The sequence below is a fragment of the Natrialba sp. SSL1 genome (genome assembly GCF_001861355.1).
Classification (GTDB): domain Archaea; phylum Halobacteriota; class Halobacteria; order Halobacteriales; family Natrialbaceae; genus Natrialba.
Window position 1 is genome coordinate 169,615 of record NZ_MASN01000029.1, and the last position, 23,803, is coordinate 193,417.

Sequence of the window (23,803 nt, forward strand, 5' to 3'; positions counted from 1 at the left end):
CGGGTGAGAACCCGTCGATGGGCGAGACGATTCCGATCGCAGTTCCTCGCAAAGGACGACCACTCGAGTCGGTACTGGATCGACTCGCGAGTCGGCTCGGCGTCCCGGATCTCGCAGACGAGATCACGTCGACGCTTCGCCACGAAAAGGCCCTGACGAAGGGCTCGCTGGATCCAGACGAGGAAAACGTCTACCATCGTCTCGCAGCGTACAGTACAGTCGACGACCCAACCGCGCCCGAGTACACGCTCGTCCGAGATACGCGCGCCGGCAAGCCGCGGCGGATCGTCTTCGATAGCGTGACGATTCCGCTCAACGGCGCAGACGGGAGTGGGCTTGACGGGACCGGGACCAGCGACGAGGCGTCGATCCAGCTCGTCGGCCGCGAAGAGCCCTTCCGCGCACTGCGCACCCACGAGTTCGCACTCGGGTTCGACAGCGCCGACCTCGTCCTGGAGGAGGTCGTCGACCTCCGTCCGGACCCGCTTGGGCGGATCGCCGATATCAACGCCCGAATCGATCCCGCGGAGTCCGACGTTCGCGTCGTCACCGGCCTCGGCGACACGGTCTACCACACGCTAATGGGGAGTCCCGAAACCGTCCCCGCTGCGACCGCCCTCGACCGCGACTACCTCGCCGACTACGAAGGACCACTCTGTATCGAACCACGGTACGAACGTCTGGTCCGGGCCGTTCTCGGAACCAGCGTGCTCGAAGACATCGAGTTCCACTACCCCAACGAGGGCCGCGAAGAAGAAGCCGCCATCGCCGACACCGGCCTCGGCGTCTACCTCACCGTCACCGGCTCGACCGCCCGCGAGCACGGCCTCCTGCTTGGCGAACAACTGTTCCCGAGCGAAACGGTGCTACTCGAGAGCACCCCCGAAATATCGGAGGAGGTCGCGGCCGTTCGGTCGCTGTTGAACGGCGGCGATCTGGAGACGGAACTGGCCGTCGAGCAGTAGCCGACCCTTTTCTCATGCGAACACAGCACTCGCTGAATAGCTGCATCATCCGCACACAGTTTGGAGGGCCAGTATTCGAGGGAACATACAATTCGGTCGCGTTGCCGCACGCCGGCTCTTTCGATATAGCGATATAGAATATATCTGTCCAGGATAAGGCGGTAGAATTGAGTACAGATATAGTAACAATAGGCCTCGGTGAGGGGAATTCACACCGTATTCGGCCCAGACGTTACAGCGTAAATATGGTCCAGATACGTCTCTCGCACCCGATCCCCCCAGTTGTGGGTGTACGTATCGATCACGTCGCCCGCGACATCGCCTCGCAGATACTGTACAGTCCCTCGATCACCCGTCCGATCCCGGAGATGGGTGGTGAAGAAGTGTCGAAAGTAGTGTGGTGTAACGTTCTCGGTCGTCCCCCCGCCAGTCCGGTACCAGCCGTGCTCACGGGCGTGTTTCTCGACGATATAGCGAACGTCTGAGGGCGTAAGGCGTTCGCCCCACGAGTCTCTGGTGTCGAGAAACAGCGGCTCTGCAGGTGAAACTGCATCCGGTCGGATCGCGAGCCAGGACTCGAGTTCCCCTCGCAACTCGTCGTCGACGGGAATCACCGTCTCACGCTTTCGCTTGTTCGACGCCGTCCGTTCCTCGCCGTTCGTGACCGCGCCGCGAGAGGGCTCGTCCGAGACGTACACCGACGAAGGTCGGCGATCGAGTTCGACGCGCGGCGTCCACTCGAGTGCAACCGCCTCGAAGTCGGCGTTGAGATCTTGCAGGTCGAGGTTACAGAGTTCACCGACACGCATCCCGGTCTTCAGCAGTGTGACGACGACCGCACGCTCTAGTGGGTGGGAGATCGAGGCGACGAACGACCGCATTTCGCCGATAGAGAGCTCTCGTCTGGTCGGATTCGTGTCGATGGATTCGGACAGTTCCTCCATGACGAGCGCCATCGGGTTCTCCTCGAACGCGCCGACGCGGTTCATGTAGTCGTAGAATCGGTTGAGGTAGGAGGCGTAGGTAGCGATCGTGCTCGGTTCGAACTCGCCGCGCAGGGAGTGGATCCAGGCCATGCAGGCCCGTCGATCCGCGTCGGAAACCACCTCTACGGAGTCAAACTCCTCACCGAGGAAGGTCTCGAACTGTCGAAGAACTCGCTCGTAGGCCTCGAGCGTCCGTTCGCTCTTGCCGTGATAGCGCTGGTCGTCGAGGAAGTAGGCGATCGGATCGTCGACATCCTCGACCTGCCCGGTCGCGTCAGTTGCCATCGCCACCACCGGTCGTCGTGTACCCACCGTGGCGACCGCTGTATCGGATCTGGTTGTCGGACTGGAGCTCCTCGAGTGTGTCATCGAGTCGCGATTCGATGTCTTCGCTGACCGCGTCCAGAAGCTCGTCCCACGAATACGTGTCAGAAGAGAGTAAGTTTAGAACCTGTGTTTCGAGGGCGTTACCCCCAGGGTCTGACCCCTGAGAAGTGGGTTCCTCTGAGGCGGGTTCGAACCCCTTCCGACCGGCTTGTACCATCGTCCGAACGAACTCGCTCTGGCTCATGTCGAGTTCGTCGGCGTGGGACTGCCATTCTGCTTTCTGATACGCCGGCACGTATGCTTTAACAGATTTCCGAGAGGTGTCCGCAGAGTCGCTCATACAGCATCCCTCAATCGCCGTGATATTCAAGGTTCCCATTAGTAGAGCTAAGTGAGTTTATCTCCACCTCTGTCACCCATAATGTGACGATTATGGGGACACTTATTAAGATTAGTATCTCAAAATCACCACAAATTGAGATACAGCCCTTCCCAATGTGTTCCTACCAGTTCAGATACGTAGCTGAGAAAAACGTGGAACACAGCAGGCCACCGGTTCCTGAAGAACACACGTATTCTGATAGGATAGCAGAAAACTCACTCGAGTTCGGGAGCCAAATGCAGCGAGATTCGGCACGGATTTGTGACGGTACTCGAGTCCGATCTGGCACCCATTTCTGGTGCGTTCAGATGCGGAGAGATCGTGATGGGAAGACTGCGATCGCGCTGACTGAGTGGACCGCGGATAGTGGAGGTTGGGATCGAAGGGTGGGTATCGAAGGTGGACTCGAGTACGGCCCCAAGTAAGCAGTCGGGTGATCGTCACGGCTGGCATTGGGGTGAAGAATGGAACAGACGGCGCATTGTCTGAGCGCGCACCAACAATCGATCAAACAGGACAGAAGGGACTGAACGCCAGACCCGTCCGTCGAACGGGTGGGCGGGTTGGTCGAGAATTGCACAGCAACGGTGCGAAACACCAGTGAGCAGCTCCCAGCGGCGACTAGAGGAGCCACTAAGAGTCAAGACACACCTGGCAAGACAGCCACGTGACCAGTGTGTGAACCGCTTCAGTTGTTCCTATAGCGGGTCCAGTACCGTGAGAGACACAGACAAATCAGCACCCGTGTAGCCCAGGACGGCGAAGAACTGTGCGGAGACAGCGAACACCGTGAGTTCGCCGATCGCTGGCACAGCAAAACGCTGTCGACAGATGACGGGGGAGCGGGGCGGCCACAACAGACGGACCGCCATCGGAGATCGTGAGGGAGAGGCCGCCACACTCGCGCCAGTAGAAGCTCTTCGGACCGGTCCCAGGCGATGAGTTGTGTAGAAGTTCCACATCTTCCGGTAGTCAGCAGGACCGTATCAGAACGCTCTGAGAGCGGCGCAGAGCAGATTTCGATGGTGTGTGTTCTGTGGGCCAGATAGTCCGTTCAACCGCGCTAACACCATCTCTCGAGTAGAATTGGGGACGGTGTACGGTTGCCGGCGGTGATGTCGCAAGCAGCCGTTCGTGGATTCGGTACCTGGGGTCTCGCGAGACTGTTTGGTCGTGGTGTACTCGAGTACACTGCCAGGACAGCGGATCAGTTGCTGAAGCGAGCGTGAAGCAGAATCGGTGTGTCTGTGTTATCGAGGGGACTGTGGAAGTGATTCGTCGACGGTACAGCGTGCAAAGAGGCTGAGTGGCGGCATTCAAGGGGCTCTCCTCTCAGCCCCGGAGCGATAGTGCCAACCGACACTCGTTTGCATACCGATCGCAGAGTCTGCAGCTCTCACTTACCGTTCTCGTTCCGAACCGCGCTTTCCACTGCAATCGGGTGCGTACTGACCGCCAGCGGCTACGATGGAGCTACTGCGATAGAGTTGATCACCAATCCGAACGACATGGTTGCAGGACTGGCTGCGACGAGGGAGGCTAGGAATAGCGGCGATACAGAGGCTGGAGTGATGAGTGTTATTTGATAACCTTGGACACGGAGTGGTGGTATACATCAACCAAATAAATTCTATAATGCTATATCCAATACCAGGCGAGTCGGCTGCGGCAATGGGACTCGAAAAACACGCTCTCAGGCGTGATAGATCCCGAAAGCAGTTGAATACAGCTAGTAATCAGATGACAACCAAAACGAAAATTGCCTGCAAACCCAGTCAGTGCGTCGCCGCTCGAACGTCGTCGACGTGATAGAGGTCCTGCTGAAGCCCTTCGCCGTCACATTCCTCGCTCGGACATTCGTAGTGCCATCCGTCCTGTGTTGCGGCCGCTTCACGGAAGCGGTCGCCACAGACCTGGCAGAACAGCTGTCCCTTCTGACAGGTGTCTCGGTGAAGTTCGAGCGCGAGTTCGGTCTGGAACGACTGGTTGCAGTCGCGACAGGTGTGCATATTATGTCTGACGCGAGCATCCCCCAAAACTGCTTGGGTATTTTTATTCCGCTCATATCAGACGTGATACGGCACCATGGCGTCGATTTGCTCGCAAGCGTCGCGGAAGAAAAACAGACTCGAACCGAAGAGTTCCTGCTTCCGATGGAACTGTTCGCTGTCAAGATGTGTGCAGACAGCAACCGAAAGCAACCGTCTGGAAAAGCAGTCAGCGGAGTGGTACACAGAAATCCGGACCAGAGTAGTCTAGTCGTCCTGGCCGAGAATGCCGCGCTGAGTCATCGCAGCGGGGTCGAGCACTTCGTCGGCTTCTTCCTCTGAGAGGTAGCCCTTCTCGAGTACGACCTCGCGAACGGTCTTGTCCTCTTTGAGCGCGGTCTTTGCGACCTCGCTGGCCTTGTCGTAGCCGATGTGGACGTTGAGCGACGTTGCCATCGCCATCGACTGTTCGACCTGGTTTTCACAGAATTCCTCGTTGGCCTCGAGTGGGTCGACGAATCGGGTGGCGAAGACCTGACTCGCGTTCGAGATGAGTTCGGCGGACTCGAGGAAGTTGTGCGCGAGGACGGGCTTGTAGAGGTTGAGGTCGATCTGGCCCTCGGCTGCGCCGGCGGAGACGGCGGCGTCGTTGCCGACGACCTGCTTGTGGACCTGGTTGACGGCTTCGGCAACGACCGGGTTGATCTTGCCGGGCATAATCGAGGAGCCGGGCTGGTTCTCGGGCTGCTCGAGTTCACCGAGACCGTTGCGTGGCCCGGAGGCGAGCAGGCGCAGGTCGTTCGCGATCTTGTTCAGCGAGCCGGCGACGACGCGGAGTGCGCCGTGAGCTTCCGACATTGCGTCGTGGGCGGACTGTGCTTCGAAGTGGTTGTCCGCCTCGCGGAACTGGACGCCGGTCTCCTTTGTGATGTACTCAGCGGCGCGGCCGGGGAACTCCTCGTGCGTATTGAGACCCGTTCCGGTTGCAGTGCCGCCGAGTGCGAGTTCTGCGAGGTGCTCGCGGGCCTTGTCGACGCGGGAGAGTCCCTTCTCGACCTGCGTGCGGTAGCCGCCGAACTCCTGGCCGAGCGTGACCGGCGTTGCATCCTGCAGGTGGGTTCGACCCGTTTTGACGACATCGTCGAACTCCTCTTCTTTCTTCTCGAGGGATTCGCGGAGCGTGTCGAGTGCGGGAATGATGTCCTTCTCGACGGCTTCGAGGCTCGCGACGTGCATTGCGGTCGGGATGACGTCGTTACTCGATTGGCCGTAGTTGACGTGGTCGTTCGGGTGGACGACGCGGTCGCCGATCTCCGCACCCATACTCTCGGCGGCGCGGTTAGCGATGACCTCGTTAGCGTTCATGTTCGAGGACGTGCCGGAACCGGTCTGGAAGACGTCGACCGGGAACTGGTCGTCGTGCTCGCCGGCGATAACCTCGTCTGCGGCCTCGATGATGGCCTCTGCAACGTCGTCTTCGACCAGTCCGAGGTCGCGATTTGCCTGCGCGGCGGCCTTTTTGACGACGCCGAGTCCGCGGACGAATCGGCGGCTGAAGGAGATTCCCGAGATTGGGAAGTTCTGGATCGCGCGCTGGGTCTGTGCGCCCCAGTAGGCGTCGGCCGGAACCTCCATCTCGCCGAGGCTGTCCTCCTCGATTCGGATCTCGCCGTCGTTGCTGTCGTCGGTACCGTCAGGTGATCCCATACGCTGAGCCTTGCGTCCGGTCAGGTAAAATCCACCGAAACGCCGAGGTCGTCGGACTCCGCCCGCTCACGGAGTGCCGTCTGGAGTCGCTCACGGCACTCGCCGTGGACGTCTCGTGCGTCCCCGAGTTCCTCGTCGTAAATCGTCGGCGTGCCGCGAACCATCGTCCGCGAACTCGCCGTGTCGATCACGAGCGAGGCGAGGCCGAGTCGACGCTGGAAGATCGACCGGCGCGTCGACACCGTCTGAATCCGGTAGTAGGGGATCACGGTTGTCTGGCGCTTCCAGAACCCGCGCCGAACCACGAGGTGGTCCTCACCGACGTAGTAGCCGAGGTTGACGTAGCGCAGGTGTGCCGCCGGCGGAACTGCGGCGAAGACGACGGCCGCGAGATACCAGCGCTCGAGTACGGTCACCTGCGTGATCCCGAACGCGATGGCGACGATGACGCCAGCGATGATGGAGTATCGCGCGAGATAGCGCCGGCGTGCGAGCTCGGGGAGCTGTTCGAATTTCGGCGTCTCGACGCCGGTCAGGTTCTCGGTGAACGTATAGACGCGCGCTTTCTCGGCCAGTGGGACGGCAGACTGGCTGCCGCCGTTGCTTTCGGGACCGTAGCCGGCGGTCTCGACCCAGAGGCCAGCGTAGCCGATCAGGCGCTGGAGCGGGTTGTCCGTGACCGTTACGGACTGGACCTTCTCGGCCGGGATCGAGCCGCTGTAGCGCTGGAGCAGCCCGCGCTCGTAGACGAAGTCCTCGTCGACGCGTCCGAGCCGGAAGTCGTAGTACGTCGCGAACGTGTAGGCCACGCTCAGGACGTAGGTGATGACGATACCGTTGAGCAGCGAGACGATCGTCAGGATGCCGTAATTGGTCGGTGTTCCGGTTCCGAGGTCCTCCGGCCCGCCGACCGGTTGTGCGACCGTCAGCAGGTAGTCGAAGACCAGATCGGTTCCCAGGAAGAAGACGAAAAGCACACCCGCAATCGCTGCGGCGCGGATCGACGTGAACGAATAGAGCAGCAACTCGCGGGCCTGCAGGTCGAACAGCGGCTGTTTCTGGGGTTGGCCGAATTCGTCGAACTCGTCGCGGTCGTCGCGGTCAGCATGCTCGTCAAATCCGTCACCGTCGTCGAATTCATCGAACGTATCGTACTCATCGTCATCGACTGCATCGACTGGTTGCGGCCCGAGCCGGTCGTGATCGGTCTCTACTCCAGCTTCGGCCGCTGGCTCTGCATCCGGTTCATCAGCTGGATCCGGACCCGACTCGAGTGGGTGATCCCAGCGGTCGTCCTGTTCGCGTTGGTCGGGTTCGTCGGGTTGGCCTTGGTCGCGTTGATCGCGCTGGTCGCGTTGACCACGGCGCTCACGCGAGTCTGGCTGTCGAGAGGCGTCGGGTGGGGCTGAAGTGGTGTCTGCGTCGGCATCGCTCGCAGTGTCATCGACCTCGTTCTCGGTCTCGGTCTCTGTGTCAGTGTCAGTGTCGACCCCACCCGTCGTACCCTTTTTCTCCGCTCTACGGCGCTCGCGCGCAGCAGCCGTTCGCCGACGGATCTCGCGCTGGAGGCGGGTTGCTTCGGCTTCACTGACGAAGTTCAGGGTTGCTTCGCTAGCTCCGCCGCCGGCAGTCTCGATCGAGACGATTGCGAGATCGAGCACCCGTTGCAGGACTCCCTGTCTGATGTCGACGTTCTGGATGCGGCCGTAGGGAATCTCGCGAGAGCGGCGGGCGAACACACCCGACGAGACATCGACGGTGTCGTCGGTGACCTCGTAGCCAAAGCGGTAGTAGTAGGCGATCCCGTAGGCGACGCCGGCGAGAAAACCGAACGGGGCGGCGAACGGCACCCAGGCACCGCTAATCGGGTCGAAGGCCCCTGCCAGTACGAGCAGGAGGACGACCGGAATCCAGAGCCAGAGAAAGCCGTACTGGAGGGCGTACGTGACCGCGCTGAGCGGATGGAGTCTGTTCATAGTCGGTGCCATAGCGATCAGACCGCGTCGTCGGCCTCGCTCTCGACGGCGAGGTCGCGGAGGGTATCCTGTAGCTCACGCGCTCGATCCGGCGTTAGCCCCGGAATCCGAACGTCGGCATTGCGCGACCCGGCCGTGTAGACGACGACACTCGAGAGGCCGAGCGCGCGCTCGATCGGACCGAACTGGGTGTCGACGTGCTGGACGCGCACGAACGGAACGGCGGTTTCGACGAACGTGATGACGCCCCGTTCCAGATAGAGTGCGTCGGGCTGGAGTTCGAACTGCCACACCTGATACAGCCGAACGGCGTAGGCGAGCCCGAGGGCGATTCCGACAATGACGACGCCAACCTGGGCGACGGTCGGAATCTCGAGGAGCCACGGGTCGATGGCGGCGAGGACGATCCCGAGGATGATTGCCAGAATCGCGGCCTGGGCGATCCAGAGCAGTCTGATCCGGGGGTGTAGTGATTCCATAGCAGTATCCTATCAGGCGAGCAGGAGAATCCTACGGTTCTGTTCCGATCGGTGAGTGTTCACTTGAGGGAAGTCTACTCGGCCTCGTCCTACTCTCCACCGTGCTCTTCGTACTCCTCCGGCGTGTACGTCGAGAGCTCGAGTGCGTGGATATCCGTCGTCATGTGGTCGTCGAGGGCGTCGTAGACCTGCTGGTGTTGCTGGACCAGCGACTGGCCCTCGAAGGCCGGCGAGATGACCGTCGCCGCGAGGTGGTCCTCGTCGTGTTTGTCCCGGGCAGGTCGCACCGTCGCGTCGGCGTCCTCGAGTTCCGATTCGATCAGGTCCGCGACGTCGTCAGGGTTCATAGGTGACAGATTGGGCGCTCGCGGCAAAAGCGCCCCGGTCGGCAGTGAGTCTGGAGTCGACTCACGGACACCAGTGTTGACTCGCGGCCACCAGTCGGCGACTTTATGCTGCCCGCGTTCCAGTGCCGTGACGAACATGTCACTGGCAGCCGAGGCGCGCCGCGCGGTCGAGGCCCATCCGTTCCTCGTGACGGCGCTTCGTGCGGGCGTCGTAAACTACACTGCCGCCGCTCGGTTCCTCTCGGGCGACGAGCGCGATGCAGCGACTGGCGAGAGCAGCGATGGAATCGGCGAGATCGACGGCGACATCGACGCCATCGCCACCGCGCTCCGACGCTACGCCGAGGAACTCCCCGCCCCAACCCACGACGCTCGCGACGTCAGCGTCCGCATGGAGAGCAGCATCGGCACCGTCGACAATCCCGACGCTGCGCTCGTCACCGTTGGCGGCACCGCCTTCGGCTCCAACGGTGGCGACCTGACCGCAATCTACGCCACCGGCGCGGTCGATGCCGCCGCGTTGGCGACCACACTCGAGTCCCTCGCCGTCGCGGATATCGAACCGGTTGCGGCCGCCGTCGGGAACGAGACGCTGATTGTAATTGTCGAGCGCCGGGAGGGGGCGAACGCGGTGCGAACGGTGGAGGGGGCGCTGGAGCGGGTTCCCAGTGATTCAGATCAGTGACAGCGTGTGTGATCGGTGATTTGTGACGTGCTGAGTACTGTGCTCATTCCGTGCACTCAAGCAGTGCCATTAGAGGGTTCAAGGGAATAAAACCGCTATAGCAACCACAATGGGCGTCACGAAGCAGCAAAAACCCGCTATTGCGTGGCTATTGATAAGCGCTTAACTACGGGCCACGGGTATACCTTTGCAATGACCCTGCACGTGACGAACACGTTGACGGGCGAAAAGGAGCCGTTCGAGCCACAGGACCCCGAGAACGTCTTGCTCTACTACTGTGGCCTGACGGTCTCCGACCCGCCCCACCTGGGCCACGCGCGGTCGTGGGTCCACGTCGACGTCATGCACCGCTGGCTCGAGTACCGCGGCTACGACGTGCGCCACGTCGAGAACTTCACCGACATCAACGAGAAAATCGTCGCCCGCGTCGGCGAGGATGACCTCGGAGAGGGCGAAGCCGATGTCGCGGAGACGTACATCGAGCGCACGCTCGCGGACATGCGCTCATTGAATCTCCTGCGGGCGGAGGTCTATCCGCGCGTCTCCGAGCACATCCCCGAAATCATCGACCTCGTCGAGACGCTCGTTGAGAAGGGCTACGCCTACGAATCTAACGGCTCGGTCTACTTCGACGTAACCAGTTTCGAGGAATACGGCAAGCTCTCGAACCAGGAACTCGACGAAATCGAATCCCAGGGCGACCCCGACGAGCGCTCGGAGAAGCGCAACCCCGCGGACTTCGCGCTCTGGAAGGCCGACGGGGTCGAACCCGGCGATATCGAGGAACATCGACACGAGGGCGCTGCACCCGCCGAACACGCCTGCGAGACCGCGCTGACGTGGGACTCGCCGTGGGGTGAGGGCCGTCCCGGATGGCACATCGAGTGCTCGGCGATGAGCACGACCCATCTGGACGACACGCTCGACATCCACGTCGGCGGGCGCGACCTCGTCTTCCCACACCACGAGAACGAAGTCGCCCAGTCCGAAGCCGCGACCGGCCAGCAGTTCGCGAACTACTGGCTCCACTGCGAACTGTTCCAGATGGCCGACGAGAAGATGTCCTCGAGTCTCGGGAACTTCGTCACCGTCGACGACGCCGTCGATCAGTGGGGAACGAACGTCATGCGAACGTTCCTGACGGCCGGTTCGTACAACAGCCAGCAGCTCTACTCGGACGAGACCATCGCCGAGGCCGAGGAGCGCTGGGAGCAACTCGAGCGCGCCCACGAGGCGGCCGTCGAAGCCGTCGACTCGCCAGCGGCACGGACGAAAGTCGAGGACGACGACCTTCGGACAGCCATCGACGAGGCCCGCGAGACGTTCACGACGGCGATGAACGACGACTTCAACACGCGCGAGGCGCAGTCCGCGCTGCTGTCGGTCGCCTCGGCGATCAACGCCCACCGCGAGGACCGGGACGAGTACGACTACCGCGGCCTCCGCCGCGCCATCGACACACTCGAGGAACTCGGCGCGATCCTCGGCCTCTCCTTTACCGGCGACACCACGGGCAGCGCCGCTCTCGCGGGCGATGTCGTCGATCTCGTCCTCGACGTCCGCGAGCAAGAGCGCGCGGACGGCAACTACGAGCGCGCCGACGATCTGCGCGACGAACTCGAGTCGCTCGGCGTCGAGGTACAGGATACGGACGACGGGCCGACGTACCGATTGCCCTCGAACGAGTAGGTCAGCCTTGTCGGCTGCGGCGATGTGAGTGACAGGGAATCCACAGGTCGGCCACGGGATGGCAAGGACCGCTCTTTTGCGGGTGCTCGTCGTTTCGCACGTATGGACAGACGCGAGTTCGTCGCCGCAGGAGCGGTCTGCGGACTCGGACTCATGGCCGGCTGTCTCGACGACGCGCTCGCAGACATCACCTCGTTCTCCGCGACACCCGCGGTCGTCTCAGACGATGCACTCGAGGAGACCGGCTACGCGTACCAGGGGACCGAGGAGGTCGTCGAGACGCGAACGGTTGCCCGCCAGACCGTCGAGGCGACGAACTTCGCGAGCGAGTACACGCGGACGATGGGGATGCTGTCGGCCGTGTTGGGCGATGGACCGGCGGAGGCGGACGCGGGGCTGTTTGGCGTCGCGACGACGCCGCAGATAGGGCTGCTCGGCGAGGAGTTCAACCCGGTTGCCGAGATGTCGACCGCTGAGATTGCGCGACGAGTAGCGAATCAGTTCGACGATGCGACGCTCGACGACGAGACGGTCGTCGACGAACGGACCGTCGACTCGCTCGGCGAGACGGTTGTACTCGAGACGTTCGAGGGCGAGGCGTCGATGTACGGCGCGGACGGCATCCCGGTCCGTGCCGATGTTTCGACGTTCGCCCACGACGGCGATCTTCTCGTGGTCGCCGGTGCGTATCCGGACGCGACAGAAGTCGAGCAGTTTCAGGACGGACCGGAGAGAGAACGGATCGACACGCTGGTGGGGGGACTCGAGCACGGCTCGGACGTGACTGTGGAGATGGTTGACTGACTGTGGTTGGCTGAGGGTGGGTGAGAACAGAGTGTGAAGGAAGTGCAACGACAGTTACAGCCAGGCTACAGACCGAGCGCCGTCGCGATCGAGAGCCCGCTCGCGAGTGCACCGAGAAGGTAGCCACCGATTGCGCCGCCGTTGAGCAACGGGAGGCCGGCGTGTGCGCGTCCGCGGATGACCATTGCCATGAGCACAACGAGGCCGGCAATCGTGCCGACGATCGCGCCGAGTGCGGGAAGGTTGAGCGCGAGTCCGGGGACATCGATCGTGCCCGCGTCGAGGAAGTAGGCCGCGCTGACGACGAGGATGGTCGGAATTACGGCGTCGCCGAGGCCGATGAACAGGGCGTCACGCTGTGGTTCTGGTTCGGGTTCGTCGGCTGTATCTGTGCTTTTGGTCGACTCGGTCGGCTCGGTTGCGTCGGACTCGGAGGATTCGGAGGATTCGGAGGACCCGGAGGGCTCGACATCGGCGTCGGCGCCGGAGCTGTCAGGGTCGTCGGACGCAACAGGCTGCGAAGCCTCGTCAGGCGAGGACAGATAGGAGTACGAGAGCGTCAGTGGGATCACGAGCACGACGGGAATCTTGAGATCCATGACGCCCTCCGCGAGGTCAAGCATATGCTCGGTGCCGTAGACGCTGATGGCGTCGTAGATGGCGAGCACCGCGAGCAAGAGCAGGGCGGGGAGGAGCCCGAAGCTAATCCCGAAGAGCGCGGCCGCGCCAGCGCCCATCAGGACGCCGGCGGTGTCGATGACGTACCACTCCGGATGGAACAGGAGTGCAGCGCCGACGCCGAAGGCGGCGAGCACCGCGAGGACGTTGACGCCTGCATCGCCGGCCGTCACGACTGGCGGGACGAGTTCGGCGAAGACGAACCAGGCGACCATCACGCTCACACCGATGATCAGCGCGCGGATGAGTCCCTGCAGGTTGTACTTGAACGCGGCGAGCATGAGGGCAGTCGCGACGAGGATGATGGCGACGTAGACGACGCTGTTAGTGGGGTCTTCCGGGTTCTCGACGGCCTGGTGGCCGGACTCGTAGAACGGCTCGGTGAGCGCCAGCGCGCCGAGCTGGACGCCGAGAAACAGCAAGACCGTCACTCCGACGGCGGCGAAGACCCGAATCCGGTCGTTCATGGCGCGGGGTTTGGCGCGCGCTCGTATGGGTGTTTTCTTCTTGGGTTTCGATTCTCGATTCTCGGTTCCCGGTTCCCGGTTCCCAATTTCCAGATTTCCCGGAGCGACTCTGACTCCGACGCTCGTCACCGCGCGTACAGCGTCGACCCCACGAGCCCCGGCAGGTGAACACCGGCATCCGGCGTGACCGCCAGATACGGCTGGTCGACCGGGCCGAAGACGTCGACGACGCGTCCCACTTCGTCTAGCGAGTCGTCCAGTACGATCGTCCCGATTTCGTTGCTGTGTGCGTCGGCTGCATCCTCGTCGGTGGCATCCGCTCGCAACACCGCGAGTCCCTGTGCCGTTCGGACGACTGTTCCGATTCGCTTCATTGGTAGTTCATTGGGAATTCAGTGGCAGTGTCGGTGGTCGTGAGCAGCAAAGTGCCCCCATCACTCGCGCATCGCGACGACGTACGCCGCGACGGCTTGCACGAGATCGTTCTTCGTCGAGTCCTCCGCGCCGCGCACGACGACTCGACCGCGCTGGGCCCATGGCTCACGCGAGTAGGTCTTGTCCCGCTCGATCGTCGCGTCGTAGCCGATCTGCTGGACGGCCTTCGCGATTTCGTCGACCGATGGCTCATCGACTGCCAACTCCTCCGACACACGCCGTCCGTCGGCCCGCGAGAGCGAGGCATCGAGATAGGCGGGCCAGATAACGTTCTCGACCATGCCCGTTCCTGTGCGGGGAAGTGAGTAAACCTTTTTCAACTTCGTTCGTCGCCAGTCCCGAACTCGAGTAGGGCCAGCGGCGAAAAGGGTAGTCGACAGAACCGAAGAGACCGCCGCCGAGACTGCGACGAAGAAGAGTGGACGGGTAGAAAATGTGAGCGGAGAGATTAGCGCAGTCGTGCGCCGAGACCGAGCATCGCGAGCACAGCGGCGAGGGCTGCAGCAACGCCGAAGCCAGGGATCGAGTCGTCGTCGGTATCTCCGTCGTCAGTCGTCCCGTCGGCGTCGCCCGCACCATCGTCATCGCTCGCCGTCGATCCCTCGAGTTCGGCGCTCGCCCCCTCGTAGGCCTCGGGGTGGATCTCCTCGACGATCGACGTGACCGCCAGCACGACCTGCGGTGCCGGCTGGTTCATCCGGTTCGCATCGACGGCGATCGCGTTATCCTCCTCGACAGCCGTGATCTCGGCCGCTGCATCGGGAATCGGCGGTTCTTCCCTATCGTCCGGGTAGACGACCCACTCCGGGTCCGCGTCGACGACCGTTTCGGCGTTGATCGGCTCGTACCCCGTAATGCCCGCCTCCGCGGCGACGTTCTCGAGTCCGGCCGTGGACAGAATCTCGTCGATGAACGTCTCCGTACCAGCGGTCATGCCGTCCTCACCCATCGTGTAGTAGGCGAGTGGACGGTCGGCGTCCTCGAGTGTGGTCTCGACGATCTCGAGTTGGTCGTCCATCCAGTCGATAGTGTCGTCGGCGCCATCGCATTCGTCGACGAGCGCGCCGGTCGTCTCGACGTTCTCGCGAACGTCGTCGATCGACTCGGCCTCTGAGAAGTGGTAGACGGTGAAGTCTGCCTCGTCGCGTAGCGTCTCGATATCCTCGGCCTGCGTCGTGTTCGCCGCCAGGATGAGGTCGGGATTGGTTGCAATGATCTGTTCGTGGTCGACGGTCCAGCCGTCGCCGACGTCCGCGCGGTCACCGCGGTCGAGCCCGCTCGTCGCGTCGCTATAGGGCATGCCGTCGAGGCGGTCCTCCGCGCCGATTTCGTACATCGTCTGGGCGTCGCTCGCCTGCAACGCGACGACCGAATCAGGTGCCTCCTCGAGTGTGATCGTCTCGCCCGTCGCGTCGGTCAACTCGAGTGGGTATTCACAGGAGACGTCCTCCTGTGTGAGCGTCGGCTGAGCGTCTGGAAGCGATTGCGATTGCGGTTGTGCCTGGTCTGTGCCGGCCGACTGGGCGGCGTCGGCGGAACTGCCGACTGCCACGCCGCCGGCAGCCGCAAGCGGCGCCGTCGCCGACGCGGCGACGACAGCCACGAGTATCACGAGTAGCACGAGCGTACGTTTGTGTCGCATCGACCGTGAGTGGGACCCACTCCAACAAATATTTGGCTAAAGCAACCGTGCTTGCACGGTATGTACCAACCGGGCCGCACTGCCTCGTGGTCGGCGGGACTTCTCGTCCTGCTCGTCGCCGTCGTCCTCGTCAGTGCCGCGCTCGGCCCGGTCCGAATCGATCCGGTGACGGTCGCGATGGCTGCACTGAACGCCGTCGTCGTTCCGATCGGGGTTTCGGTGACGTCCTCGAGTGTCACCGTTCTCGGAATCGCGATTCCCGTGTTGGTTCCGGCGTTCGAGTACACCACCGTCTTCGCCTTCGACGTCGACGGTTCGCACCAGTTGATCGTCGAAACGATCCGAATGCCCCGAATCGCGCTCGCCGCGACGGTCGGTTTCTCGCTTGCTGCCGCAGGAACTGTCATGCAGGGGTTCTTCCGGAATCCCCTTGCTGATCCGTCGATCATCGGCGTCTCATCGGGCGCTGCGGCGGGTGCGGTCGCCGCCATCGCCTTTCCCATGCTCGTCCCGTTCGGAAGCATTCACCTCTCGGCGTTCGTCGGCGCGCTCGTCACGGCGTTTCTCGTCTACGCCATCGCAACGGAAGGCGGGCGCACGCCGGTCGCAACCCTGCTACTCGCCGGCGTCGCGATTCAAGCCTTCTTGGGTGCGCTGATCTCATACATGTTGGTCCACAGCGGCGACGACCTCAGACAGGCCGTCGTCTGGATGATGGGCCACCTGAATAACACGACCTGGAGCGACGTGGGCTTCGCCCTGCCGGTCGCGCTGCTCGGCGTCGGTGTTCTCGGCGCGTACGTGCGCGAACTGAACGTCCTCCTACTGGGCGAGGAGGACGCCCACCACCTCGGCGTCGACGTAGAACGGACCAAGATCCTCCTGCTCGCACTCGCGAGCATCGTCACGGCGGCGGGCGTCGCGGTCGCCGGCGTTATCGGCTTCGTCGGCCTCGTCGTCCCGCACATCATGCGCCTGATCGTCGGCCCGGATCACCGAATTTTGCTCCTGACGAGCGCGCTGGCCGGTGCGTCCTTCCTCGTCGCGACGGACACCATCGCCCGCGCTGGACCGGCCGAAGTCCCGGTCGGCATCGTCACCGCCTTCGTCGGCGTTCCCTTCTTCCTGTTCTTGCTCGTCCGGCGGGAGGTGCATTCGCTATGAGCAACCACACAGACCGTGACCAGACTGACGCTGACCAGAGTAGCCGAGACCAGGTGGGTTGGGGAGACACCGAGCCAGCCGGGGCACACGAGGAGACCGCACATCACGAGGAAGCCACACGCCACCTCGAGCCGGCACCGATCACCGTCACCGACCTCTCGCTGTCCTTCGGCGACCTGCGCGTACTCGAAGACGCCTCGCTCTCGATCGAGCCCGGCGAGTTCGTCGGCTTTGTCGGCCCGAACGGCGCCGGGAAGACCACCCTGCTGCGCGCCATCAGCGGCGCGATCACACCGGATTCGGGAACCGTAACGATCGACGACACCGACGTTCACGCCGTCTCCTCGCGCGCGTCGAGTCGTCTCGTCGCCGTCGTCCCGCAGGACACCTCGCTGTCGTTCTCGTTCCCCGTCCGCGACGTCGTCGAGATGGGCCGCCACCCCCACCGCTCGCGGTTTGCCGCCCCGACACACGAGGACCGCGACGCGGTCGAGCGGGCACTCGAGCGGACCCGAACGACGGAGCTCGCAGAACGTCCGATTGACGAGGTCAGCGGTGGTCAACGGCAGCGGGTTGTTCTCGCACGCGCAATCGCTCAGGAGACGCCTGCACTGTTGCTCGACGAGCCCACGGCCAGTCTGGACGTGAACCACCAGATCGAGACGCTCGAACTCGTGCGCGAGCTGGTCGATTCAGGGCGGACGGCGGTCGCGGCGATCCACGATCTGGATCTGGCGGCGCGCTACTGCGACCGGCTCGTGTTGCTCGCCGACGGCGCAGTCCACGATGTCGGCACACCAGACGAAGTGCTCACGGCCGACGCGCTCGCCGAGGCGTTCGACGCGAACGCGACGGTGACCACGAACCCGGTGACCGGGACAGAGACGGTGACGGCGCTCCCGGACGCCGCAGCAGTGTCGGATACTGGGGGCGGGCAGTCAGGAGACAGCGCCGCCCGCATCCACGTTCTCGGCACTGGCACGACGGCCGCGAGCGCGGTCGCGCGGCTCGCCACTGCCGGCTACGAGGTGTCGGTCGGTCCGGTCACACCCGGCGACGCGGCCGCGGAGACGGCAGCCCGCCTTTCCGAGGAGTCCCCTCCCGAAAGTGATGACAGCAACCGAGCCGTCGAAACCGTTACAGTCGAACCTTTCGCCCCACTCTCGGCCGACGACCGCGCCGAACTCGAGTCGCACATCAGACAGGCAGATTCGACCGTCTTCGCCGACCTGACACTCACTGCTGGGAACCAGCTCGTGCTCGACCCACTCGAGTCCGTCGAGCAACCGATCCTCGTCGAAACGACGCCACTAGCAGAACGCAACGGTGCGGGTGCAGCGGCGCGGGAGCGCTACGAGGCGTGTCGCGAGCGCGGCGTCGAAGTCGGGCTTGCCGACCTGCTTGATGGTGTTGAGGGGGTACTGTCGGGTTCTGGGGTGGGGACAGTGGAGGTGAACTCGAGTAGCCCTGCGGTTGAGGTGGATGGTGCGGATGGTGCGGACAGGGCGGACAGGGCGGACGGGGTGGACAGGTTGAACGGAGCGGACAAGGCCGACGAGGCGGACGGTGCGGACGAGGCGAACGAAGCGGACGACCGGGATGATGCAGTACCAGAGTCTCCGATGTCGCGGGACGCGTCCGACGACTGAGCGGTTACTGGGGGTCTAGATGGTCGCTTCGCTTGTCGTGACGCGGGTGAGGTAGGAGGAACTGGTGATAGTGGTAGACTGAGATCCGGGGATCAGACAGCAGCGCAACTGGACGGTTTTTTACCCCTCCGCCACCGATTACCGCGCAATGAGTACACGCGAGACCGCATCCGGCTCCGGGGCCGAGTCCGACCTCGACTACGACGACCTCGGGCTCGTTGCCGGGCTGGAGATTCACCAGCAACTCGATACGGCGACGAAACTGTTCTGCCAGTGTCCGACTGAGATTCGCGAACCCGAGGAGGCCGACCGAACCTTCACGCGTTACCTCCACCCCACGCGGAGCGAACTCGGCGAAATCGACGAGGCCGCCCTGGAGGAGAGCCGCGTCGACCGCGAGTTCGAGTACCTCGCCTACGACTCGACCTGTCTCGTCGAGGAAGACGACGAACCGCCCCACGAACTCGACGCGGAGGCACTCGAGACGGTCCTCGAAATCGCCCAGTTGATGGACATGTCGCCGGTCGACCAGGCCCACGTTATGCGCAAGATCGTCGTCGACGGCTCGAACACCTCGGGCTTCCAGCGCTCGACGCTGATCGCGACCGACGGCGAGATCGAGACCAGCGGAGGTGCGGTCGGTATCGAGGACCTCATGCTCGAAGAGGAGAGCGCCCAGCGCGTCGAGGAAACCGACGACGGCGTCCGCTACAGCCTCGATCGCCTCGGCATTCCGCTGGTCGAGATCGGCACGAAGCCCGATATTTCGACGCCGGAGCAGGCCCTCGAAGCCGCCGAGCGGATCGGCATGCTCCTGCGTTCGACGGGGAAGGTCAAGCGCGGGCTCGGGACGATTCGCCAGGACGTCAACGTCTCCATCGCGGACGGCGCGCGCGTCGAGATCAAGGGTGTCCAGAGCCTGGACGATATCGACGACATCGTCCGCACCGAGGCCGCCCGGCAGCGCGAACTCGTCGAGATCCGGAAGGAGCTCGCCGAGCGTGATGCATCCGTGGGTGACGTACAGGACGTGACGGACGTCTTCGAGGACACCGAGAGTGGCGTTATTGGTGGCGCGCTCACCTCCGGGGGCTCCGTGATGGGCGTCCTACTCTCCGGCTTTGACGGCATCGTCGGCCGCGAGATTGCGCCTGATCGACGACTCGGAACCGAACTCTCCGATCACGCGAAGCGCCACGGCGCGGGCGGCATCTTCCACACCGACGAACTCCCCGCCTACGGCGTGACCGAGGACGAAGTCGCGGCGCTGCGCGAGGCGGTCGGTGCCGGGCCGGACGACGCCGTCGCCATCGTCGCCGCCGACACCGACGTCGCCGAAGCCGCGATCGAAGCCGCCGCCGAGCGCGCCGAAACCGCGCTAGAGGGCGTCCCCGAAGAGACCCGCGGCGCGAACGACGACGGCACGACCCGCTACCTGCGCCCGCTCCCCGGTGCGGCGCGGATGTACCCCGAAACCGACGTGCCACCCGTTGAACCCGACCCGAGCGAGGTCCCAGAACCCGAACTGCTCACCGAGAAGGTCGAGCGCTACCAGGACGAGTTCGATCTCGGCGAGGGTCTCGCAGAACAGGTCGCCTACGGCAAACACATGCCGCTGTTCGAGGACGTGGTGGCGGACGGCATCGATCCGACGCTCGCCGCGACGACACTCGAGTCCACCCTGACTGAACTCCGGCGCGACGACGTTCCAATCGAGGCGCTGACCGAGACGCATATCGCGTCAGTACTCGAGTTGGTCGAGGCTGGTGAGTTGCCGAACGAAGGCGTCCCGGATCTGCTCACGGTGCTGGCCGAAGAGCCGGATCAGACTGCCGAGGAGGCGGCCGAAGATGCGGGACTCGGCGGTGCCGACGAGGAAGAGGTCCGCGAGGCTGTCGTCGGCGTCGTCGAGCGAAACGAGGAGCAGGTCGCGGAGGAAGGGATGCAGGCGTTCTCCGGACTCATGGGCGAGTGTATGGGTGCGCTTCGCGGGAAGGCGGACGGCGACCTGGTGAGTCAGTTGCTGCGCGAAGAGATTCAGAAGCGGGCCTGAAGACCAGAAGCTCAGAAGCGAGTTTGAAGCCCACAAAGGAGTGAGAACGAGGGGTTTCTGATCACCGTTCAGTCGCGTTCCGCCGGCCGCTCCGTCGCCCGCCGAAGGAGCCCGAGGAACGTGTTCGCCTCGCGTTCGGTGAGGTCAGCGCGGCCGTAGACGCGCCGGAGCATTCGCATCGTTTTCTCGCGCTTTTCCGGTGGGTGGTTGAGTTCTTCTAAGAGGTCGGCCCACTGGTCGTAGAGTCGATTGACAGTTGCTTCGTCCGCGCGGACGCGCTCGAGATCTGGAAGCTGTGTTTCGTCCTCGTCGAGCGCGAGTGAGCGCAGTTCGTAGAGGGTGATCGTCGCGGCCTGGCCCAGGTTGAGGACGGGATACTCCTCGCTCGCGGGAATCGCACAGATCTCGTCGATACGGGCGAGTTCCTCGTTCGTCAGGCCGACGCGTTCGCGCCCGAAGATGAGTGCAGTCGGGGCCTCAACGGTCGGCAATCGTTCAGCGAGATCGGCAGGCGTAGAGAAGGGAAAGCGCATGTGGCTGCGGTCGTCCTCGTTGGTGACGGCGGTACAGCCGATCGTGTGATAGCCTGAGACGAGTTCGTCGAAGGAAAGTTCGGTCGCGTTCGGAAGAATATCGTCACGTGCGTGGCCGGCGAAGCCGTAGGCCTCGCCGTCGGGATCGAGTTCCGGCGGGTCGACGAGAAGGAGATCGCTGAAACCGAAGTTCTTCATCGCTCTGGCGATCGTACCGACGTTGCCGGGGAACTGTGCGTCGACGACGGCGACTGCCGGTGCTGTTCGATAGGACGGGGGGTCATCAACTGCTGAGTTCTGTTGTGGATGGTCGTTCGCGTCAGTCATGGAACTCGAGGGTCACATACTGAGTATCGAACGGGAAGGCAAAAGTGACCTGTTCGCTGTGTGTGTGAGTTGGCTGGCGGTGTGTGGAGTGAGTTGGCTGTAGTAATCTATCTCGTATCAGGACTCTATCTAGTACTACTTCTAGTATTACTAGTCACTCACTCCTCTCTAGTTCTAGAATACACATGTTGAATACAACGAACGAGATGTGTATTGGAGCGGTAGACCACTCGAGACGGATGTTTGACTGCGGAAAGAACGTGTCGCCGTCTTGTTGAGGGGGGACACACCACCCTCGCGTTTGTAACGGTGTTTGGCTAGGGGGGTTCTGTTTTCCAACACACCTGTGTCGCGAGTGAAAAATCCGCCGGGATTACGGTCATATTCGCCGAAATATGGCGATCAGTCATCCCCACCCCCACCCTCTCGGCGTTACATACGCGACGGGGGTGTGTGCCCCAAATGGGTCGTCGTTCGTCCGATGCGTCAGACATCGGTGCTAGTTTTGTCACTACCTAGCCGCGGATTCTACACCGTTCTTGGTTCACACGCTGCTTCCGAAAACGGATTCAAAACCGGTATCTTCGTCCTTCGATTGGACCGTAGTCTTGCGAATTTACATACGCGACGGGGGTGTCAGTGGCGGCACCAATATTACCTCCCGTGACGCAGTCATCACAGCAGTTAGAAGCGCGAGGCCGGCGTTTCTGAAACTCAGGCCCATATCGTTGGTTTGTGCCAGAGACAGTCGCGAACGCACCTTATTTACATCCGCGATCGATCTCCATACCTTTATTTCAGTCCAGTTGGAAGACACCCGGTACTGCAATGTCCGCCAACGACGATCGCGACCCACTCTTTCGGTACGACGATCCGGTCTTCGCCGACGAGCGATTGCTCGAAATTACGCATCTGCCCGGCCCAGACCGCATCGTCGGCCGGGACGAACAGATGCAACGGGTAGCGGACGCCCTGAATCCGGCCATCTTCGGGAGCGAACCCAACCACTTGTTCATCTTCGGCAAGACCGGAACCGGCAAGTCGCTCATCTCGCGCTCGGTAACCAAGCGCGTGATCAGCGAAGCACGCCGGGACGACGTGACGGTAAAGTACGCCTTCATCGACTGCGGCGAACAGAACACCGAAGCCTCGATCATCAAGACGATCGCCCAGCTCGTCAACGACTCGAGTGAGAGCGGGATCACGATTCCCGACCGCGGCCTCGGTACCGGTGACTACTACAAGCGTCTCTGGCAGGCCGTCGACCGCTGTACCGACGTGACGATCGTGATTCTGGACGAGATCGACATGCTCGAGGACGACGAAGTGCTCCGAAAGCTCTCACGTGCGGGTGAGAACCGTCGCATTTCGGATTCGAGCATCGGGATTATCGGCATCTCGAACAAGATCGATTTCCCAGACCACCTCTCTGAGCGTGTCAAGTCGAGTCTTTCACGGGATGAACTCGTCTTCTCGCCGTACGACGCAAACCAGCTCGTTGAAATCCTCGAAAAGCGCCGCGACGCGTTCCACGACGGCGTGCTCTCCGGTGACGTCATTCCTCTCACAGCCGCACTCGCGGCGCAGGAGCACGGCGACGCGCGGAAGGCAATCGACATCCTCCGGAACGCGGGCCGAATCGCGAAGAAGCAGAACGCGACACGCGTGACGGCGGACCACGTCCGCGACGCCAAGGAGAAGACCGAGGCCGACCGGTTCAACGAACTCATCGAGGGCTCGCCTCAGCAGGCGAAGGCGATTCTGTACTCGCTGACGCTGCTCACCGAGAACAGTTCGGAGAAGGAGTTCCCGACGAAGATCATCTACAACCAGTACAAGGAGGTCGCGAATCGACTCGATTTCGACGTGCTCTCCGAGCGCCGAGTGCAGGAGATCCTCCAGGAGCAGAACTTCCTCAACGTCATCCAGTCCGAACGCGAGGGGCGGGGACGCGGGCGCGGGGCACACGCGAAACACCGCCTCCTCGAGAACCCCTCGATAGTCAAGAAGGTCCTGCTACGTGATTCACGACTCGCGCCGCTCGAGGAGGGTGCCAGTGACACAGGTGACACGGCGTCGACCGGGAGTCGGTCAAGACAGAACGATACGACTGGCAGTCGCAGCGAGCGCGGGAACTCGAGTTCGGGTTCGAATCCAGACAGGTCCGACGGCAATAACTCCTCGTCCGGCCGCGAGAACGGCTCTGATCGCGCTGGTTCCGGGTCGGCAGACGAAGACGACGCGAACGACGAAACCGACCAGTCCGACAGCGACGATGCTTCAGCCGGTAAAGACGAGAACGGAGACGCCTCGGTTGGCGACGAGAAGGCGGGTGACGAACAGTCGAGTGTCGGTCACTGGTCCTGACGCCGGTTTTAGGCGCGAGTGGGGGTCTGGTGGTTCTCTTCCGCTCTGATGGTGTATTCAAAACGAAACCAAGGCGGATTCCCCGCCCCACCGTGGGCGGGGTTGAAGCCGACACTCGCCGCCACATACCACATTATATTAAGTACCTCTATC

Annotated in this window: 19 protein-coding genes and 1 pseudogene; 8 read left to right on the forward strand and 12 right to left on the reverse strand. The window is 62.8% G+C overall.

The features are described 5' to 3' along the window. Positions 1-17 precede the first annotated feature (17 nt). Positions 18-965 (forward strand): hypothetical protein, encoded by a 948-nt coding sequence (locus BBD46_RS07975; protein WP_071401195.1) that lies wholly within the window; start codon positions 18-20, stop codon positions 963-965. A gap of 209 nt (positions 966-1,174) precedes the next feature. On the opposite strand, the gene BBD46_RS07980 is transcribed toward BBD46_RS07975, so the two are convergent. The 7 genes from BBD46_RS07980 to BBD46_RS08010 form a co-directional block, all read right to left on the reverse strand. Then, positions 1,175-2,236, reverse strand: coding sequence for a tyrosine-type recombinase/integrase (locus BBD46_RS07980; RefSeq protein WP_071401196.1), 1,062 nt, complete (start codon positions 2,234-2,236; stop codon positions 1,175-1,177). Next, positions 2,226-2,618: a DUF5805 domain-containing protein gene (locus BBD46_RS07985; RefSeq protein ID WP_071401197.1), complete on the reverse strand. Its 393-nt coding sequence runs from the start codon at positions 2,616-2,618 to the stop codon at positions 2,226-2,228. The genes BBD46_RS07980 and BBD46_RS07985 overlap by 11 nt, the downstream gene beginning before the upstream one ends. A gap of 1,817 nt (positions 2,619-4,435) precedes the next feature. Further along, positions 4,436-4,669 (reverse strand): transcriptional regulator, encoded by a 234-nt coding sequence (locus BBD46_RS07990; RefSeq protein WP_071401198.1) that lies wholly within the window; start codon positions 4,667-4,669, stop codon positions 4,436-4,438. Positions 4,670-4,915: 246 nt separating this feature from the next. Further along, positions 4,916-6,355: a class II fumarate hydratase gene (locus BBD46_RS07995; RefSeq protein ID WP_071401199.1), complete on the reverse strand. Its 1,440-nt coding sequence runs from the start codon at positions 6,353-6,355 to the stop codon at positions 4,916-4,918. Positions 6,356-6,375: 20 nt separating this feature from the next. After that, entirely contained in the window at positions 6,376-8,343 is a 1,968-nt protein-coding gene (locus BBD46_RS08000) for a PH domain-containing protein (RefSeq protein ID WP_071401200.1), read from the reverse strand. Positions 8,344-8,348: 5 nt separating this feature from the next. Continuing rightward, a complete protein-coding gene (locus tag BBD46_RS08005; RefSeq protein WP_006168312.1) occupies positions 8,349-8,810 on the reverse strand; it encodes a PH domain-containing protein in 462 nt (153 codons plus the stop codon). An 89-nt stretch (positions 8,811-8,899) separates the two neighbouring features. Continuing rightward, a complete protein-coding gene (locus tag BBD46_RS08010; RefSeq protein ID WP_071401201.1) occupies positions 8,900-9,157 on the reverse strand; it encodes a BolA family protein in 258 nt (85 codons plus the stop codon). A gap of 136 nt (positions 9,158-9,293) precedes the next feature. Between BBD46_RS08010 and BBD46_RS08015 the strand changes: the two genes are divergently transcribed. The 3 genes from BBD46_RS08015 to BBD46_RS08025 all read left to right on the forward strand — a co-directional run bounded on the left by BBD46_RS08015 (position 9,294) and on the right by BBD46_RS08025 (position 12,335). Then, positions 9,294-9,842 carry a DUF7523 family protein gene (locus tag BBD46_RS08015; protein ID WP_071401202.1) on the forward strand — a complete coding sequence of 183 codons (549 nt, stop codon included), beginning with the start codon at positions 9,294-9,296 and terminating at the stop codon, positions 9,840-9,842. A 192-nt stretch (positions 9,843-10,034) separates the two neighbouring features. Further along, positions 10,035-11,531, forward strand: a complete 1,497-nt coding sequence (gene cysS, locus BBD46_RS08020; RefSeq protein ID WP_071401203.1) for a cysteine--tRNA ligase — start codon at positions 10,035-10,037, stop codon at positions 11,529-11,531. A 102-nt stretch (positions 11,532-11,633) separates the two neighbouring features. Then, entirely contained in the window at positions 11,634-12,335 is a 702-nt protein-coding gene (locus tag BBD46_RS08025; RefSeq protein WP_071401204.1) for a DUF6517 family protein, read from the forward strand. Between the two features lie 65 nt (positions 12,336-12,400). On the opposite strand, the gene BBD46_RS08030 is transcribed toward BBD46_RS08025, so the two are convergent. The 4 genes from BBD46_RS08030 to BBD46_RS08045 form a co-directional block, all read right to left on the reverse strand. Beyond that, positions 12,401-13,480, reverse strand: coding sequence for a presenilin family intramembrane aspartyl protease PSH (locus BBD46_RS08030; RefSeq protein WP_071401205.1), 1,080 nt, complete (start codon positions 13,478-13,480; stop codon positions 12,401-12,403). A 125-nt stretch (positions 13,481-13,605) separates the two neighbouring features. Continuing rightward, a complete protein-coding gene (locus BBD46_RS08035; RefSeq protein ID WP_071401206.1) occupies positions 13,606-13,854 on the reverse strand; it encodes an H/ACA ribonucleoprotein complex subunit GAR1 in 249 nt (82 codons plus the stop codon). 60 nt (positions 13,855-13,914) lie between these two features. Continuing rightward, positions 13,915-14,196 (reverse strand): signal recognition particle subunit SRP19, encoded by a 282-nt coding sequence (gene srp19, locus BBD46_RS08040; RefSeq protein WP_071401207.1) that lies wholly within the window; start codon positions 14,194-14,196, stop codon positions 13,915-13,917. Between the two features lie 167 nt (positions 14,197-14,363). Beyond that, on the reverse strand, positions 14,364-15,557 hold the full coding sequence (locus BBD46_RS08045) for a PGF-CTERM-anchored ABC transporter substrate-binding protein (protein WP_071401208.1): 1,194 nt from the start codon (positions 15,555-15,557) through the stop codon (positions 14,364-14,366). Between the two features lie 60 nt (positions 15,558-15,617). Here BBD46_RS08045 and btuC point away from each other — a divergent pair, with 60 nt between their 5' ends. The 3 genes from btuC to gatE all read left to right on the forward strand — a co-directional run bounded on the left by btuC (position 15,618) and on the right by gatE (position 20,423). Then, a complete protein-coding gene (gene btuC, locus BBD46_RS08050) occupies positions 15,618-16,721 on the forward strand; it encodes a vitamin B12 ABC transporter permease BtuC (RefSeq protein WP_071401209.1) in 1,104 nt (367 codons plus the stop codon). Next, entirely contained in the window at positions 16,718-18,370 is a 1,653-nt protein-coding gene (locus tag BBD46_RS08055) for an ATP-binding cassette domain-containing protein (RefSeq protein ID WP_071401210.1), read from the forward strand. The genes btuC and BBD46_RS08055 overlap by 4 nt, the downstream gene beginning before the upstream one ends. Before the next feature lie 148 nt (positions 18,371-18,518). Further along, positions 18,519-20,423, forward strand: coding sequence for a Glu-tRNA(Gln) amidotransferase subunit GatE (gene gatE, locus BBD46_RS08060; protein ID WP_071401211.1), 1,905 nt, complete (start codon positions 18,519-18,521; stop codon positions 20,421-20,423). Positions 20,424-20,491: 68 nt separating this feature from the next. Here the strand turns inward: gatE and BBD46_RS08065 are convergent, their stop codons facing one another. Next, positions 20,492-21,283 carry an RNA methyltransferase gene (locus BBD46_RS08065; RefSeq protein WP_071401212.1) on the reverse strand — a complete coding sequence of 264 codons (792 nt, stop codon included), beginning with the start codon at positions 21,281-21,283 and terminating at the stop codon, positions 20,492-20,494. Between the two features lie 828 nt (positions 21,284-22,111). Between BBD46_RS08065 and BBD46_RS08070 the strand changes: the two are divergent. Next, positions 22,112-23,344, forward strand: a pseudogene (locus BBD46_RS08070) (Cdc6/Cdc18 family protein); the annotation flags it as partial. Between the last annotated feature and the right edge of the window lie 459 nt (positions 23,345-23,803).